Annotated in this window: 12 protein-coding genes and 2 tRNA genes; 6 read left to right on the top strand and 8 right to left on the bottom strand. The window is 41.8% G+C overall.

Annotation, left to right across the window (positions count from 1 at the left end; translation table 11 throughout):
• Positions 1-525 precede the first annotated feature (525 nt).
• Positions 526-1,374, bottom strand: a complete 849-nt coding sequence (gene pssA, locus AAEY93_RS16910; RefSeq protein ID WP_233768623.1) for a CDP-diacylglycerol--serine O-phosphatidyltransferase — start codon at positions 1,372-1,374, stop codon at positions 526-528.
• Between the two features lie 99 nt (positions 1,375-1,473).
• Between pssA and AAEY93_RS16905 the strand changes: the two genes are divergently transcribed.
• A complete protein-coding gene (locus AAEY93_RS16905) occupies positions 1,474-1,917 on the top strand; it encodes a DUF4124 domain-containing protein (protein ID WP_124012390.1) in 444 nt (147 codons plus the stop codon).
• Between the two features lie 62 nt (positions 1,918-1,979).
• Here the strand turns inward: AAEY93_RS16905 and clpB are convergent, their stop codons facing one another.
• The 3 genes from clpB to rluD all read right to left on the bottom strand — a co-directional run bounded on the left by clpB (position 1,980) and on the right by rluD (position 6,410).
• Complete coding sequence (gene clpB, locus AAEY93_RS16900; RefSeq protein WP_124012391.1) at positions 1,980-4,553, bottom strand: ATP-dependent chaperone ClpB; 2,574 nt, start codon at positions 4,551-4,553, stop codon at positions 1,980-1,982.
• A 154-nt stretch (positions 4,554-4,707) separates the two neighbouring features.
• A complete protein-coding gene (gene pgeF / locus AAEY93_RS16895; RefSeq protein WP_124012392.1) occupies positions 4,708-5,436 on the bottom strand; it encodes a peptidoglycan editing factor PgeF in 729 nt (242 codons plus the stop codon).
• Positions 5,436-6,410, bottom strand: a complete 975-nt coding sequence (gene rluD / locus AAEY93_RS16890) for a 23S rRNA pseudouridine(1911/1915/1917) synthase RluD (RefSeq protein WP_101034271.1) — start codon at positions 6,408-6,410, stop codon at positions 5,436-5,438. The genes pgeF and rluD overlap by 1 nt, the downstream gene beginning before the upstream one ends.
• A gap of 134 nt (positions 6,411-6,544) precedes the next feature.
• On the opposite strand from rluD, the gene AAEY93_RS16885 reads away from it, so the two are divergent.
• The 3 genes from AAEY93_RS16885 (at position 6,545) to AAEY93_RS16875 (ending at position 7,856) form a co-directional block, all read left to right on the top strand.
• Positions 6,545-7,306 carry an outer membrane protein assembly factor BamD gene (locus AAEY93_RS16885; protein ID WP_351078513.1) on the top strand — a complete coding sequence of 254 codons (762 nt, stop codon included), beginning with the start codon at positions 6,545-6,547 and terminating at the stop codon, positions 7,304-7,306.
• Between the two features lie 329 nt (positions 7,307-7,635).
• Positions 7,636-7,711 (top strand) — tRNA-Phe (locus AAEY93_RS16880).
• A gap of 58 nt (positions 7,712-7,769) precedes the next feature.
• Positions 7,770-7,856: transfer RNA gene (locus AAEY93_RS16875), tRNA-Leu, on the top strand.
• Positions 7,857-8,177: 321 nt separating this feature from the next.
• Here the strand turns inward: AAEY93_RS16875 and recJ are convergent.
• From recJ to brnQ, 4 genes are all read right to left on the bottom strand, one after another.
• Positions 8,178-9,902: a single-stranded-DNA-specific exonuclease RecJ gene (recJ, locus tag AAEY93_RS16870; protein WP_124012393.1), complete on the bottom strand. Its 1,725-nt coding sequence runs from the start codon at positions 9,900-9,902 to the stop codon at positions 8,178-8,180.
• A 115-nt stretch (positions 9,903-10,017) separates the two neighbouring features.
• On the bottom strand, positions 10,018-10,740 hold the full coding sequence (gene dsbC / locus AAEY93_RS16865; protein WP_101034268.1) for a bifunctional protein-disulfide isomerase/oxidoreductase DsbC: 723 nt from the start codon (positions 10,738-10,740) through the stop codon (positions 10,018-10,020).
• Between the two features lie 127 nt (positions 10,741-10,867).
• Entirely contained in the window at positions 10,868-11,773 is a 906-nt protein-coding gene (xerD, locus tag AAEY93_RS16860) for a site-specific tyrosine recombinase XerD (protein ID WP_124012394.1), read from the bottom strand.
• 89 nt (positions 11,774-11,862) lie between these two features.
• Positions 11,863-13,194, bottom strand: coding sequence for a branched-chain amino acid transport system II carrier protein (brnQ, locus tag AAEY93_RS16855; RefSeq protein ID WP_232772151.1), 1,332 nt, complete (start codon positions 13,192-13,194; stop codon positions 11,863-11,865).
• Between the two features lie 477 nt (positions 13,195-13,671).
• Between brnQ and AAEY93_RS16850 the strand changes: the two genes are divergently transcribed.
• Both AAEY93_RS16850 and srmB read left to right on the top strand, forming a co-directional pair.
• Entirely contained in the window at positions 13,672-14,430 is a 759-nt protein-coding gene (locus tag AAEY93_RS16850) for a tRNA1(Val) (adenine(37)-N6)-methyltransferase (protein ID WP_124012395.1), read from the top strand.
• A gap of 55 nt (positions 14,431-14,485) precedes the next feature.
• A complete protein-coding gene (gene srmB / locus AAEY93_RS16845; RefSeq protein WP_101034265.1) occupies positions 14,486-15,706 on the top strand; it encodes an ATP-dependent RNA helicase SrmB in 1,221 nt (406 codons plus the stop codon).
• Positions 15,707-16,034 lie beyond the last annotated feature (328 nt).

Here is a 16,034-nt window from a genome sequence, read left to right as displayed (position 1 = left end):
CTAGGTCGTTGGCTTGGGGTGCGTATTTTACGCATTTCCCGTTTCGCGTCAAGTGTTTTTTCAAACTTTCTTTTCGCCTTGAACTCAGTGTTTTGAACCACTTAATTCAACCTAACTCGGTGACTGCTTTCGCTGTCTGCCGTGTCAGTGGATGCGCATTATAGGCAATACAAGATTTAGCGCAAGCCCTTTTTCAATGGATTTATCAAAACAACGCCTAACCGAACACAATTCAAACAAAGCGATGTTAAAACGATTAAAATCACATCAAAACCTATCAATTCATAACTTAATTAGTCCTTTTATTGTTTGTTCTTGTTTGTTTACTCATACAAGAAACAATAAAAGGGAAACTAACTATAGTACAAATTTGCTGAATGAAAACACAAATGGCGATTAGATCATATTAAAATGAAAGATGCCTACTGCTAAGTAGGCATCATTAAGCAATCAAAGAAGACTAGTTGGAAGTTAGAGGTGGACTTAACAGAGCTTAAAGCAATGAGGCTCCATTAATAGCAGGTCTTATTGGACATCATCTTTTTGTTGTACTTTATCAGTTGGTGCTGAATGGGAAGATGAATGGCTATGGTTATCAGACTGAGTGGTTTTTTTGCTTATCGGTTCATCACCCATTATGTGTTCTACTTTTAGCTTCTTAATCGTTTTGATAGTGATCACGGGTCCAGAGAGTGCATATATATAGAAACCAAGACAAAGTATGATTGCAGGTTCTACAGAGATAATAACGAAGACCCCTACCAGCAATAACATAACAATGAAATTCACTTTCCCCCGCCAGTCTACTTCCTTAAAGGAATGATAACGGAAATTACTCACCATCAGTAAACCCGTTAACGCAGTGATGATTGCCACTATATAGCTAATATCTGTAGGGTCGACTTCATATTTAGTGCCGCTCCAAATACTCCCAGCAATTAATGCAGCAGCTGCAGGACTTGCAAGCCCTTGAAAAAATCGTTTATCCGCCACACCCACTTGAGTGTTAAATCGAGCTAATCTTAATGCTGCACATGCACAATAGATAAATGCAGCTAACCAGCCGATTTTACCTAAATCCTGCAGGGCCCAGTTGTAGGCAAGAATGGCTGGCGCCATGCCAAATGAAACCATATCGGCCATACTGTCATATTCAGCTCCGAAATCACTTTGTGTATTGGTAAGCCTTGCGACTCTGCCATCAAGTCCATCACAAATCATGGCAATAAAGATAGCAATTGCAGCAGACTCAAAGTGGCCGTTCATTGATGAAATGACAGCATAGAAACCAGAAAACAATCCTGCTGTTGTAAATAAGTTAGGTAATAGGTAAATACCTTTATTTTTTACTGGGTGATCAGGCGATTTTTGCATACACTTCAATCATTACCGTTTTAGATGTTGAATTTATACTCAAAGATAGCATATTTTGAAACATTCAAGCATAACGTCAATTAGCTCTAGGATACTCACATGAGAATTATGCGGATAGTGATTGGTTTGGCCACGTTAGCATTTAGTACATCCACACTAGCGGCGGCGATTTACACTTGGGTCGATACTGCTGGTGTTGTACATTACAGCCAGCAACAACCCTTGAGTGTAGATGCTCGCAAGATTTATAGTGAAGATATAGAACCATCGAAAATTGGAACTCACACCCCACAAAAAAAGGTCTCAACTAAAGTGGAGTCTGAATTAGAACGATCGGCAAAAATCATTAATGAAAAAGATAAGCAACAGGCCAAAGATATCTGTGAAAGTGCTAAGCACAGCCTTAATGTGTTAAAGAGTCACAGCAAATTAAATCAGCAAAATAAAGATACTGGCGAGTCGGTCGTAATGACAGAAGAGCAAAGGCAAGCTGCAATTGCTGAAAATACCGAACGAGTTAGCTTATTTTGTCAGAGTAAATAATAGAAAAAGGGAGCTGATGCTCCCTTTTTTATGCCGATGTCATCTAATAATTCTCAATAACATTATTGAATAAATGCTAGCTTGCCATCTTCCACTATGACTTTAATCATTTTACCCGGTAGCAATTGACCCCGAAGTAATTTTTGAGCTAATGGATTCTCTACTTCTTGTTGTAATGCTCGTTTTAACGGCCTTGCACCATAAACAGGATCGAATCCAGCTTCAGCGATTAATGATAATGCCGCATCAGACAATTCAATATCGAACTCCTTTTCAATCAAACGTTTGCGCAGCAACTCAAATTGAATACTGGCAATATGCTTGATGTTTGCAGCGTCTAAGGGATGGAATACCACAGACTCATCGATTCGATTTAAAAACTCGGGACGGAAACTTTGCGTCACAACATTCATAACCCCGGCTTTCATCTCCTCATATGTCGTATGACCAAAGCCCTCTTGGATAATATCTGACCCAAGGTTTGAGGTCATAATAATCACAGTGTTTTTAAAATCGACCGTTCTACCTTGACCATCGGTTAAGCGACCATCATCTAACACTTGCAGTAATACATTAAATACATCCGGATGCGCCTTCTCAACTTCGTCTAACAAAATGACAGAGTAAGGTTTACGACGTACCGTTTCGGTTAAATATCCGCCTTCTTCATAGCCAACATAACCGGGAGGAGCCCCGACTAGACGCGACACAGTGTGTTTTTCCATAAACTCAGACATGTCGATACGTACCAAAGCGGATTCGCTATCGAATAAAAATTTAGCTAACGCCTTACACAGCTCAGTTTTACCGACACCTGTCGGTCCAAGGAATAAAAATGAACCGATTGGACGTTGAGGATCGGCAAGACCAGCACGACTACGACGAATAGCATTCGATACTGCATCAACGGCTTCATTTTGACCGATGACACGTTGGTGGAGTGCATCCTCCATGTGTAACAGTTTTTCTCGTTCACCTTCAAGCATTTTTGACACCGGAATACCGGTGGCTTTTGATAGCACTTCAGCAATTTCAACATCAGTAACTTTATTACGCAGCAATGTCATATCTTGCATTTCAGCTTGTGATGCTAAATCCAACTGTTTTTCAAGCTCAGGAATACGCCCATATTGCAATTCTGACATTCGAGTTAAGTCACCGGCGCGTCGAGCCACTTCCAAGTCCATTCTCGCTTGTTCGAGATCGGCCTTAATGTGCTGTGTGCCTGCCAATGCGGCTTTTTCGGTATGCCAAATTTCATTCATCTCAGCCGCTTTACTTTCAACATCTCTCAATTCATGTTGTAAAAAATCAAGACGTTTACGACTGGCTTCATCGGACTCTTTACTTAACGCTTGTTCTTCTAACTTAAGCTGAATCGCACGACGTTCTAATCGATCTAGCGCTTCTGGCTTAGAGTCAATTTGCATCCTGATACTAGACGCTGCTTCATCAATTAAATCGATGGCTTTATCAGGCAATTTTCTATCTGAAATATAACGATGCGACATCGTAGCGGCGGCCACAATAGCAGGATCGGTAATCTCAACATGGTGATGTAATTCGTAACGCTCTTTTAAACCACGTAAAATGGCAATCGTGTCTTCAACACTGGGCTCATCTACAATCACTTTTTGAAAGCGACGTTCTAGTGCGGCATCTTTCTCAATATATTGTCGGTATTCATCGAGTGTTGTGGCCCCGACACAATGCAAGTCACCACGAGCCAACGCGGGTTTAAGCATATTACCGGCATCCATCGCGCCCTCGCCTTTACCGGCTCCCACCATAGTGTGTAACTCATCAATGAATAAGATAACTCGGCCTTCTTCTTGGGATAGCTCATTTAAGACCGCTTTTAAACGCTCCTCAAACTCACCGCGGTATTTGGCTCCCGCAATTAACGAGCCCATGTCTAATGATAATACCCGCTTATTTTTAATCCCTTCAGGGACTTCACCATTGATAATACGTTGCGCTAACCCTTCAACAATGGCGGTTTTACCCACACCTGGCTCACCAATAAGTACTGGGTTATTTTTAGTGCGGCGTTGTAATACTTGAATAGTGCGACGGATCTCTTCATCACGACCAATAACAGGGTCTAATTTACCTTGCTCAGCGCGCTCAGTTAAATCAACGGTAAATTTTTTCAATGCTTGGCGTTGATCTTCAGCATTGGGATCATCGACTTTCTGTCCGCCACGCATGTCCTCGATGGTTTTCTCCATTAATTCTTTACTTGCACCAGAGTCTTTTAATGCTTTGGCAAGGGGATCATTATTTTCCAATCCGGCCAAGACAAACAATTCCGATGAAATGAATTTATCTTTACGCTTTTGAGCCAGTTTGTCACACAGATTCAGTAAACGAATTAATCCCTGTGACAGCTGAACATCACCACCAGTACCTTCAACTTGCGGTAAACGCTCTAACTCTTGACTAATAGCTGAGCGAAGTGCGCTTACGCGAATACCCGCTTGGGTGAGTAAAGAATGAATAGAACCAGAATCTTGATTTAATAGCGCCATCATTAAATGAAGAGGTTCAATAAATTGATGATCGCGTCCCAATGCTAGTGATTGGGCATCAGAAATGGCAATTTGAAACTTATTAGTCATACGATCGAGTCTCATACAATCTCCTAGGATCTGATACTAATATAACGGGAAATTAATTCAGAAATGAATAATTTGTTAACTTAAAGATGGGGGGCATTTAATGTAAATTCAAGCTTAAAACATAACCTAGATCAAAAAATTGTTGTTTTTTTGAGCGCCATAACAAAATTTAGGCCTTAAGCCAGATTAGCGAAGCCATTCGACCCGTTTGTTTGTTGCGACGATAAGAAAAGTAATCAGGATCGGTAAAGGTACACACATCAGCACTATAGGTTTGAATTACACCAGCTGCAGACAAACGCAACCTTGCTAATCCGACCAAATCGCCTAAATACTTGCTGTTGTGGCCAACAAAGTGCATTGAAGCTTGTGGGTCTTTATTGATAAAAGCATCACGCACCTCACTGCCAACCTCAAAGGCAGAAGGGCCAATTGCAGGCCCTAAGTATGCGATCAAACTTGACGGTGGAGAATGAAACATCGCCAATGCCTGCTCGATAACGCCCTCACACAAACCTCGCCATCCAGCATGAACAGCGGCCACTTCACTGCCTTGTTGATTGCACAACAATATGGGTAAACAATCGGCGGTCATTACCGTGCAAACATGGCCAAACTGATTACTGTAACTGCCATCCGCTAATGCTATAGCGCTACCTGGTATCAATGTTTGTACATCAACAACGTTAGTACCATGAACTTGCTCGAGCCAAGTTGGCTCAGCTGGCAACGACAATCGTTGGCGTAAAATGGCACGATTAGCCAATACATGTTGAGGCTTATCACCTACATGGAGCCCTAAATTTAGACTATCAAAAGGGCTTAAACTGACACCGCCATAACGATTAGTCATCGCAATGGCGACATTATCAGGTATTGGCCAATCGTGCTTGAGCATTATAAATACACTATCGGATGAAGCTCAGTATCTACTCGAAGTGCTTTTGTCAGCTCAACCATGTCATCAGGAATAGGCGCATGCCAAGTCATGATCTCACAGGTGAAGGGATGAGCAAGTTCTAAACGCACGGCGTGTAAAGCTTGGCGCTTAAAGCTTTTAAGTAATTCAAAAAATTCTGGGCTAGCGGATTTAGGCGGACGAGGACGGCCACCATAAACCGGATCGCCCACTAACTCATGACCAATATGTGCCATATGAACACGAATTTGATGAGTACGACCAGATTCTAAACGTAAACGCAAACGAGTGTGAGCACGAAACTTTTCTGCAACACGGTAATGAGTCACCGATGGACGACCACCATGGATCACTGCCATTTGAGTACGACGAGTAGCATGACGTTCGATAGGCTCATCAACCGTACCACCCGCCGTCATAGTGCCTAATACAATCGCTTCATATTCACGAACGATATCGCGAGCTTGTAGAGCTGCAACTAAATGGGTTTGTGCTTCAACCGTTTTAGCGACAACCATTAACCCTGTGGTGTCTTTATCTAAGCGGTGGACAATACCAGCTCTTGGAACATGCTCAATATCAGGACAATGGTGCAATAATGCGTTCATCAATGTACCGTCGGCATTACCCGCACCAGGATGGACGACCAAACCAGCTTGCTTATTAACCACTAAAATATGATCATCTTCATAAATAATGTTGAGGGCGATATCTTGCGCTTTTGCCCGCACTTCTTCTTCGATAGTCGCGGTCACTTCTATCTGTTGAGTTTCGAAAACCTTTTCCCGTGGCTTGTCGACTGTGATACCGTCAATAGTAATTGCACCAGATAGGATCCATTCCTTGATGCGTGTGCGCGAGTAGTCAGGGAACAAACCAGCTAATGCTTGGTCTAATCTCAGACCGGTTTGTGTTGCTGTGATCTCGCTTTTTAGATTAATCTCTTGTGTCATAGGAACCGTACCCCAGTTTTGGGGTCCAAAGTGAATGAGCTATCTGTTACAATCGGATGTTTTCTATTTTACCGTGATTTTACCGTGAAATAGAAAAAATCTTAACAACAACTTAAAAAGAATTGAATTCAAGTATGCATAAAATTGCCAAAGTTGCCGCACTAGTATTACTTTCACTGGCTATTACAGCCTGTAGTAGCAGTCCAGAAGACGTTGATGTTGCCAGTAAAGCATCACCTGACGTCTTGTATTCTCAAGCACGAACGTCAATGGAATTAGGTAATTACTCTAAAGCCGTCCGTTCACTTGAAGCATTGGACACTCGTTTTCCATTTGGTCCGCACAAAACTCAAGTTCAATTAGACTTGATTTTTGCGTATTACAAAATGGATGATGCCGCCTCAGGACTTGCCAATATTGATCGCTTTTTACGCCTCAATCCAACGCATCCTAATATAGATTACGTCTATTATATGCGTGGTTTAACCAATATGCAGGCAGATAATTACTTATTTCACGATTTAATGAATATTGATCGTACCGATCGTGACCCCAAAAATGCCCAAGATGCATTTAAAGATTTTGACCGATTGATTAAATCGTACCCAAATAGCAAGTATGCTGCTGATGCACAACAACGTATGCAGTTCTTAAAGAACCGTTTAGCGAAATATTCTATTCAAGTTGCAGAATATTATATCAAAATGAACGCATGGAGTGCAGCGGCAGTTCGTGCCCAATCAGTCATGGAGAAGTTCCCAGGAACACCTTTAACTGAAAGAGCATTAGAGATAATGGCTAAAGCGTATGACGAGTTAGGTCAGGAAAAATTACAACAAAACGTTAAAGCTGTGATGAAAGCAAATTTTCCAAATAATGAGATATTAACTAACTAGTCATTATTGAAGCTCAACGACAGTTAACGAATATTTAGCATTAAACGCTCCTCGGAGCGTTTTTTTATACCTGACTCATCAGCATTAGTAAATTTCATATCTACTTATTTTACTCTTTTTACTTGGCGCTGTTATCACACCAGTAAAAAGGCACCATAACACCTTTTAACCTAGCAACCATCATAGGAATGAAGTATTTATTACACCATGGTGCTTTGGCTGAATAACACTCGATACGACCAAAATACATCCAAACAAATCTAATTTTGATATAAATATAAAAAAACAGGTTGACTCAGCAGGTCAAAACCCTTTAAATTGCGTCCGTCGCCCGAATAGCTCAGTCGGTAGAGCAGAGGATTGAAAATCCTCGTGTCCCTGGTTCGATTCCGGGTTCGGGCACCATATTTATATTGGTGGCTACAGCGACTAATAAAATAAAGTTATTTTGCAATAATGTTTTGCAGGTGTGGTGGAATTGGTAGACACGTCAGCTTCAGGTGCTGATGCTCGTAAGGGCGTGGAGGTTCAAGTCCTCTCACCTGTACCAAATAACTTTATCTGTTTTAACAAAAAGGCCTCGCATTGCGAGGCCTTTTTGTTTTGATTGTCTATCTCATTTCGAAATGCCAAGACAAACTATGTTGGTTTATTCAAATAGTACGACATCACCCCTTCTTCACTTACGGCAGCTAACTTACGGCAGCTAACTTACAGCAATAGCACACTGTAAATGATCCGTGAGTTCGCCATAAAACTCAGTTGCAAGTTAGCGCTTAAATATCAATATGTCGCAAGGTACTATCAAACCATTTTTCACTGGCAAGTCATTCAACTCGCCAGAACAATCCGCTACCACATAAAAAAGCAATTACATCGGCTCAATATAATCCACCATTAACTGCACGGTTTGTTTACCTCTAAACTCATTAACATCAAGCTTATAGACCACTCGGGCATGTTTAATGGTTGCGTCAGGCCATATTGCTAAATCCACATTAAAGGCAATACCGTCTAACATCGAACTGCCACATTGGGTCTCTAACAATAGCTTTAAATGTTTCTCGCCGACAATGCGCTGCTGGATAACATTAAATATGCCATCAAATAAAGGCTCTTCAAACGACTGTCCCCACGGTCCCGCATTACGTAACATAAATGCAGTATCAAGGGTCATTAGCTCACTTGACAGCTCGCCGTCTGACAGTAACTCTCCGGTCAGCTGTTCATAATCCAATATTTCTCTTACCGCATCATCAAAGGCTTGTTTAAATTGTTCAAATACGTCAGCTTTTAATGATAATCCTGCCGCCATCGCATGACCACCAAACTTAGTTATCATCCCAGGATAGCCACTATTAATGCGTTCGAGTAAATCTCGCATATGCAGTCCTTTAATCGAGCGGGCAGAACCTTTTATTTGGCCATCCCCCGCATCAGCAAAGGCAATAACAGGGCGATGATAGCGATCTTTAATCCGTGATGCCAAAATACCAATCACGCCTTGATGCCAATCATCCTTAAAAATGGCGATGCCCCAGGGTAAATCATCTTCATTAAGCGACACTTGCAATAAACTCTTTAATGCCTCTTGTTGCATGCCGGTTTCAAGTTCACGCCGCTCTTGGTTTAATCCATCCAGTTCGGCAGCCATTCTTCTTGCCAACATGATGTCTTCACACAGTAAGGTTTCTACCCCCAGCGCCATTTCATCTAGGCGGCCAGCAGCATTTAATCTGGGACCAACCGCAAAACCAAAATCGGCAGCAACCATCTTTGCAGGGCTGCGTTTGGCGACTTCTAGCAACGCGGTAATACCAACTCGACAGCGGCCACTTCTAACACGCTGTAAACCAGCATTGACTAAAATACGGTTGTTAGTGTCTAACGACACCACATCCGCGACAGTACCCAAGGCGACAATATCAAGTAATGTTGCCAGATTTGGCTCAGTAATTTGTTGCTGTTGATACCAATTACGTTGCCTTAATTCTGCTCGCAAAGCTGACATCAGATAAAATGCCACACCAACACCGGCAATAGACTTACTGGCAAACTGACAACCAGGCTGATTGGGATTTACAATAACATCAGCATTTGGCAAGCTATTACCAGGTAAATGATGATCTGTCACAACGACGGTCATGCCCAGTAACTTGGCAGCCGCAACCCCCTCAATGGAAGATATCCCATTATCAACGGTAATTAATACATCGGCACTCTTCTTGTAGGCTACCGCAACAATTTCAGGACTTAAACCATAACCATAATCAAACCGATTTGGAATAAGGTAATCAAGCCGTTTAGCACCCATCATGTTTAACGCCAGCATGCATACACTCGTTGAGGTCGCACCATCAGCATCAAAATCGCCAACAATCAAAATTGATTGCTGTGCAACAATCGCATCAGCGATCACTACTGCGGCCTCGGCTAGACCTTTCATCGTCTCGGGACGCAATAACTTACTTAACACTAATTCACAGTTATCTTGATTAACACCACGGCGGGCATAGAGTTGTTTCAGTAATGGCGGTAAAGAACTGGGTAAATGATTATCATCAACCTGAGGGCGACGGACTATATTATGAGACAAAAGGCAACCTTAATCGGGCAATAAGAGAATGGAGCATAACAAAAAGGTGAGCCTAAGCTCACCTTGATTTTACGTTTATAGCACAGGCTATACGACTTTGATTTATAAGTGGGCGTTATAAGTTTGATTCAATAGTACGTAATAATTCTGCCGGAGCTTGATAACCTGGCACCATGGTTCCATTTTCTAAAATCAGTGCGGGTGTACCGTTAACACCAAACGACATACCTAACTTATATTGCGCCGCAATATCAATATCACAACTCGCGGCTTTAACATTGCCACCCGCTTTAGCTTCTGTCATCGCTTTTAAAGGATCTTTAGCACACCAAACGGCTTGCATCTCATCAGCATTTGCAGAAGGAATGCCTGCACGCGGATAAGCTAAGTAGCGAATCGTAATACCTAAATCATTATAGCCTTGCATTTGATTGTGTAGCTTACGGCAATAACCACAGTCGACATCGGTAAATACAGTGACGACATGCTTCTCATTTTTAGCTTTGTAAACCAACATTTCATCTACAAATGGTTCGAGCAATGCGATACGAGGTCCGGCTAGTGCTGCCTCGGTTAAGTTTTTCATGCCGTTGTCGATGTCATACAGATTACCATGAAATAACTTAGCGCCATCTTTGGTGACGTATAACACACCTCGGTCGGTCAGCACTTGATATAAACCGTCGATGGGAGATTGCTGAATTGTCATCACGTTGACACCTAGCGTGTCGGTAAGTTTTTGCTTTAATGCTGATTCGTTGGCTACATCAGACGCAGCTGACACCATTGGAGTGATAACAAGGCTGGCAACAAGGGCTAATGTTTTGGTTAACTTCATGATAATTCCTAAATTACACGGGTTCAAAGTGAATAGACCCGATTTTGTCAATAAAACTTACAGGCTTAGTTTAGCTAACGCAACTAAACTCACAGGCTTAAATGTAAGGATTTGATCAACCTCGCACTCAACCGCGCGGATGATGCTGGCTATGCAATTGCTGCAAACGCACTTTTGCCACATGAGTATATATTTGAGTGGTTGATAAATCACTATGTCCCAACAAAAGTTGTACAACCCGTAGGTCAGCACCGTGATTTAATAAGTGAGTGGCAAAGGCATGTCGTAACGTATGCGGTGATAAATGGCACTCAATTCCAGACCTTGCCGCATACAACTTAATTCGATGCCAGAAAGTTTGCCGAGTCATCATTTGCCCACGACGTGACGGAAACAGTACATCGGACTGTTTCATATTTAACAATTCAGTACGAGCAAACTTAATATACTGTTCAACCTCAGTAATGGCCACTTCACCCAATGGAACCAAACGTTCTTTGCCGCCTTTACCCATCACTCGGACTAAACCTTGACGCAAACTGATTTGCTCCATCGTTAAGCTCACTAATTCAGTCACGCGCAACCCGGTGGCATACAAGAGTTCCAACATGGCTTTATCACGACATTCAATCGGATCGTCGGTATTAGGCTCAGATAATAAACACTCAATTTGTGCCTCAGACAAGGTATCAGGCAACTGACGAACTAACTTAGGCGACTTAATCAATGAGGTCGGATCTTGGCTAATTTGCTTTTTTACCAATAAGTAAGCATAAAAACGCCGTAAACTACTGAGTAATCTGGCGGTACTGCTTTTAGCAAATTGTTTGTCAAAACGCTCTGCGAGGTAGTCGCGCAACACGGCTTGATCAACTTGCAGTAAGTCTTTTCCCTGAGACAACACATAACGTTCTAAATGTTGTATGTCGGTGCGATAGGATGCCAATGTATTATCACTTAACCCGTTAGTTGACCATAAGTCATCAACAAACTGGTTAATTAATGGATCGGGTTGATAAGCAGGTTTGGCCAAAGCAGTTTCCAATAAATAATAAAAAACGACGTTAGATAATCTATCATAACGCCGTTATATTGATCCGTTTATTATGGCCTATTTAACGTTTAAGCCTGCACTTTTTGAAGCCTCTTTTTGGGTAAAAACAAACACACAATCGCGGTCAACGCCGTAGGCAGCAACCAAGCCATACCCTCAGCATGTAATGGCATAAAATCTAAGAAGCTCATGTCCATCCCCGCGGTTTGTAACCCATCGAAAATGCCGAAAAAAAGTGCCACAGTTAGCACTATTCGGTGCGAAAACTCAGGTCGAGCAAAACGCTCCGTTAAGAAAGTGACCAACACTAATGCAATAGCGACTGGGTAAATCGTCATTAACACCGGAATACTCACACTAATTAATTGCGCTAAACCAACGTTTGCAACGGTGGCACACACTGCACTTAGCAGGACAACCAACAATTTATACGACAAGCGCGGTAATAATTCATTAAAAAATTCAGCACACGCAGTAACTAAACCGACTGCCGTGGTTAAACAGGCTAAGGTGACAACGGTCGATAACAATAGTGAACCAAGATTACCGAAGTGATACGTGACGTAGTTGGTTAAAATTTGCCCGCCATTGTCAGCGCCAATGGCAAAATCACCCGCAGAAGCACCAAGATAAAACAAAGAAATATACACAAATGCTAGACCACCAGCAGCAATAAAGGCGGCACGAATTAAATACTTGGTTTGATCAGCGGCTTCATTGACACCTTTTTTGCGTAATAAATCGATGATTAACATACCAAACATCAAAGATGCCAAGGTGTCCATGGTATTATAACCTTCAATAATCCCTTTCGTTAATGGACTATTAATGTAATCACCAACGGGTTGGCTCACCTCTGCGCCAGGAATAATAATCACTGAACTGGCCAATCCCACCAATAATAAAATTAATACTGGCGTAAGCACTTTCCCTACGCTGTCCAGTAATTGGCCTGGATATAAAGATAAAAACATCACCACGGAGAAAAACACTAAAGTATAAATAAGTTGGGCAATATTGAATTCTTTACCGCCTAACATCATCAGTGCATCAGGATTACCGATAAATGGTCTTGCACCAATTTCGAACGCCACCAGAGCGGTACGCGGGGCCGCAAATGCCGGGCCAATAATAATATAAATAGCAATGGCTAATGCCGTTGCAGCAAATCCAGGTAATAATGCCATCACTTTACCGTTGGATTTGGCAACCGCAATTAAGCCTATCAACGGCATACCCACTGCAGTAATTAAGAAACCGAACATCGCAAAAGACATATTCTCGCCAGCAAGCATGCCAGCAAAAGGAGGGAAAATTAAGTTACCCGCCCCTAAAAAAAACGCAAAGGTCATAAATCCTAACCCAAGCGTATCCGTTACACTCATTTTGGTTGTTTGCACTACTCACTCCGCTTTGTTGTTATTTTTTACAAACCTAATTGATTACACCATCATTAGCTACTGCTAAACTGAACCAACAATGATTTGTAAAGTTAAAAATACACTTGAAAAATACTCAATTTGTTAAGACAACAACGGAAACGAGCTGTTAGTTCTATTTTCAGTGTCATGTTCCAGCCAAAATAGCTTAAATTAGACTTTTTACTCAATTTAATGCGTAAAAAAGTGTGCAGACTAATATCAAATATCGCCTTAATACTCAAGCTTCAGCACTCCAAACAATTAAAAAAACCTATTTAGTTGCGATTTGTGGCAAGGCTTGTGTACATATTCAGCACATCTATTGTTTTTAAGTTAATTTAGCATTACAAAAAATCAACGATGACAAGCGCTGGCAATTAAACCGCGACAGTAAAAACCAAAGCCGCTATGATCCTATTGAGTCGTTCATACAGCCCAAAGAGTACTCTATTATCTATGTCTTTTACGTTTAAGCAATTTCATATCGATGATAAACAGTGTGGAATGTCAGTCAGTACAGATGGGGTTTTACTCGGTGCTTGGGCTGAATTATCGCAATCTAGCAACATTCTCGATATTGGTGCAGGAAGTGGCTTGCTAAGCCTGATGGCTGCACAGCGCAGCCCTCATAACGCCAGTATTACTGCTGTAGAATTAGACGGTGCAGCAGCAAATGCCTGCCAATATAATATTCAACAAAGCCCTTGGCCTGAGAAAATTCAGCTATTTCAAGGTGCTATTCAGCATTTTCAACAACAACATAATCAAATATCAGCACCGTTATTCGATCATATCATTTGTAACCCGCCTTACTTTGAACAGGGTTTGCAGGCCAAAAATAGCGCACGAGCCGACGCAAGGCATACCAACACCTTATCTTTCGCTGAGTTACAGTACGTGATCGGTCAATTACTTGCTCCCCAAGGCACGGCTAGTATTATTCTACCGCAACAAAGTTTAGCCCGTTTTAGGCAACAACTTAACGCTCATGGTTTATTCGTTATAAAACACCTTGATGTTATTAGTGTTGAGGGAAAGTCTCCCAATAGAGCACTATTGGCAATACAATACGACCCAATGAGGGTTAATCCCCGACAAACCAATAACAAGGTCACCATTGAAACTCAATGTCTACAACTGGTGATCCGCGACAAACACGGACAATACAGCCAAGCTATGGCAGATTTATGCCGCGAGTTCTACTTAAAGCTTTAGCCTGCTCATTAGGTCAGTTATAATACTCAACTATTTTTCAGCGAGACCCAAGTGCATGCAATTTGAAGATTTCCAGCTCGACCCTAGCTTATTAGAGTCACTCAAGGCCATGGGACATCACAGCCCTACCACAATTCAACAACAAACGATCCCATTGGCCATGGACCAGCGGGATATTTTAGCGCGAGCGCCTACCGGCACAGGGAAAACGGCTAGCTTTTTACTGCCTGCATTACAGCATTTAATCGACTTCCCTCGGCGTTTTGAAGGCCAAGCACGTATTTTGGTGCTAACGCCAACGCGTGAATTAGCCAGTCAAATTCATCGTTATGCAAGTCATTTAGCCACTGGGCTTGATCTTAATATCGTCATCATTACAGGTGGTGTGCCATATGGCCCACAAGAAGAAGCACTTGCAGACAATGTTGATATATTGATCGCCACCCCAGGTCGATTAATGGAATACTTAGATAAAGATAAATTTGATGCCACTGAAGTGGAGATTCTCATTATTGATGAAGCTGATCGTATGCTTGATATGGGATTCTCGTCAGTAGTGCAATCTATTGCCATTGAAGCTCAAGGCCGCAAACAAAATATGTTGTTTTCTGCCACACTTGAAGGCAATGGGGTTAACCGTTTCGCTCGCGAATTGTTAAACGATCCGGTAGTGGTCGATGTAGAAGCGCCACGCAGTGAAAAAGCCAAAGTGCATCAGTGGGTGCATTTGGCCGATGATCAAGCACATAAATTTGCGTTGTTATGCCACATTCTTCAGCAAGAAAACGTTAAACGCACCATAGTGTTTGTTAAAACTCGCGAAATGGTTGCCAGCTTAGAAGGCTTATTGCTAAAAGCGAATATCCCTTGTGCATTTATGCGTGGCGATATGGAACAGAAAAAACGCTTCCAAGCACTGGGGCGTTTTTCTAAGGGCGAAGTCAACGTGCTATTGGCGACAGATGTTGCTGCTCGAGGAATTGATGTTGATGACATTACCCATGTCATCAACTTTGACATGCCCCGCTCTGCTGATGCCTATGTTCATCGAATTGGCCGCACCGCTCGTGCTGGCGCTAAAGGAACCGCGATTTCATTAGTTGAAGCGCACGATATGCGTATTATTTCTAAAATTGAACGATACATTGAATTACCGCTTAAACGCCGCGTGATTGAAGAACTTCGTCCTAAACACAAAGAAGCCAAGGTCCCAGGTAAGAAAAAAGCCAATGCAAAAGAGGCTAGAGTGACATCGAAAAAGTACAAGAAAAAGTAACCTACAGGTTTAGCTATACCTCGTCCTAGAATACCTTGACTAACGATTATTAAAGCGAATTACTCAGTAATTCGCTTTTTTTATCCTCAAAGCACTATATCGCATCATTAAATAGACATAATACAGCCAGAAAGTGTCAACTAATGTCAATTTGTGCACAAAAAACACTAACCCGAATAATCTAATATAACCTACTAATTAATAAGAGATAAAATATAATGGATTATTTTATCTCTATTCAAACATGGCAAAAAAAATCAGTTTATTAAGTGTTTATCGCCAAATCAGAAAAAACATAACTTTATGAAACATTTTATTTACATCAAAC

This window comes from Shewanella sp. CAL98-MNA-CIBAN-0140, from assembly GCF_040309905.1.
In the GTDB taxonomy this organism is placed as follows: domain Bacteria; phylum Pseudomonadota; class Gammaproteobacteria; order Enterobacterales; family Shewanellaceae; genus Shewanella; species Shewanella psychromarinicola.
This window is presented reverse-complemented; position numbering and strand designations above follow the sequence as displayed.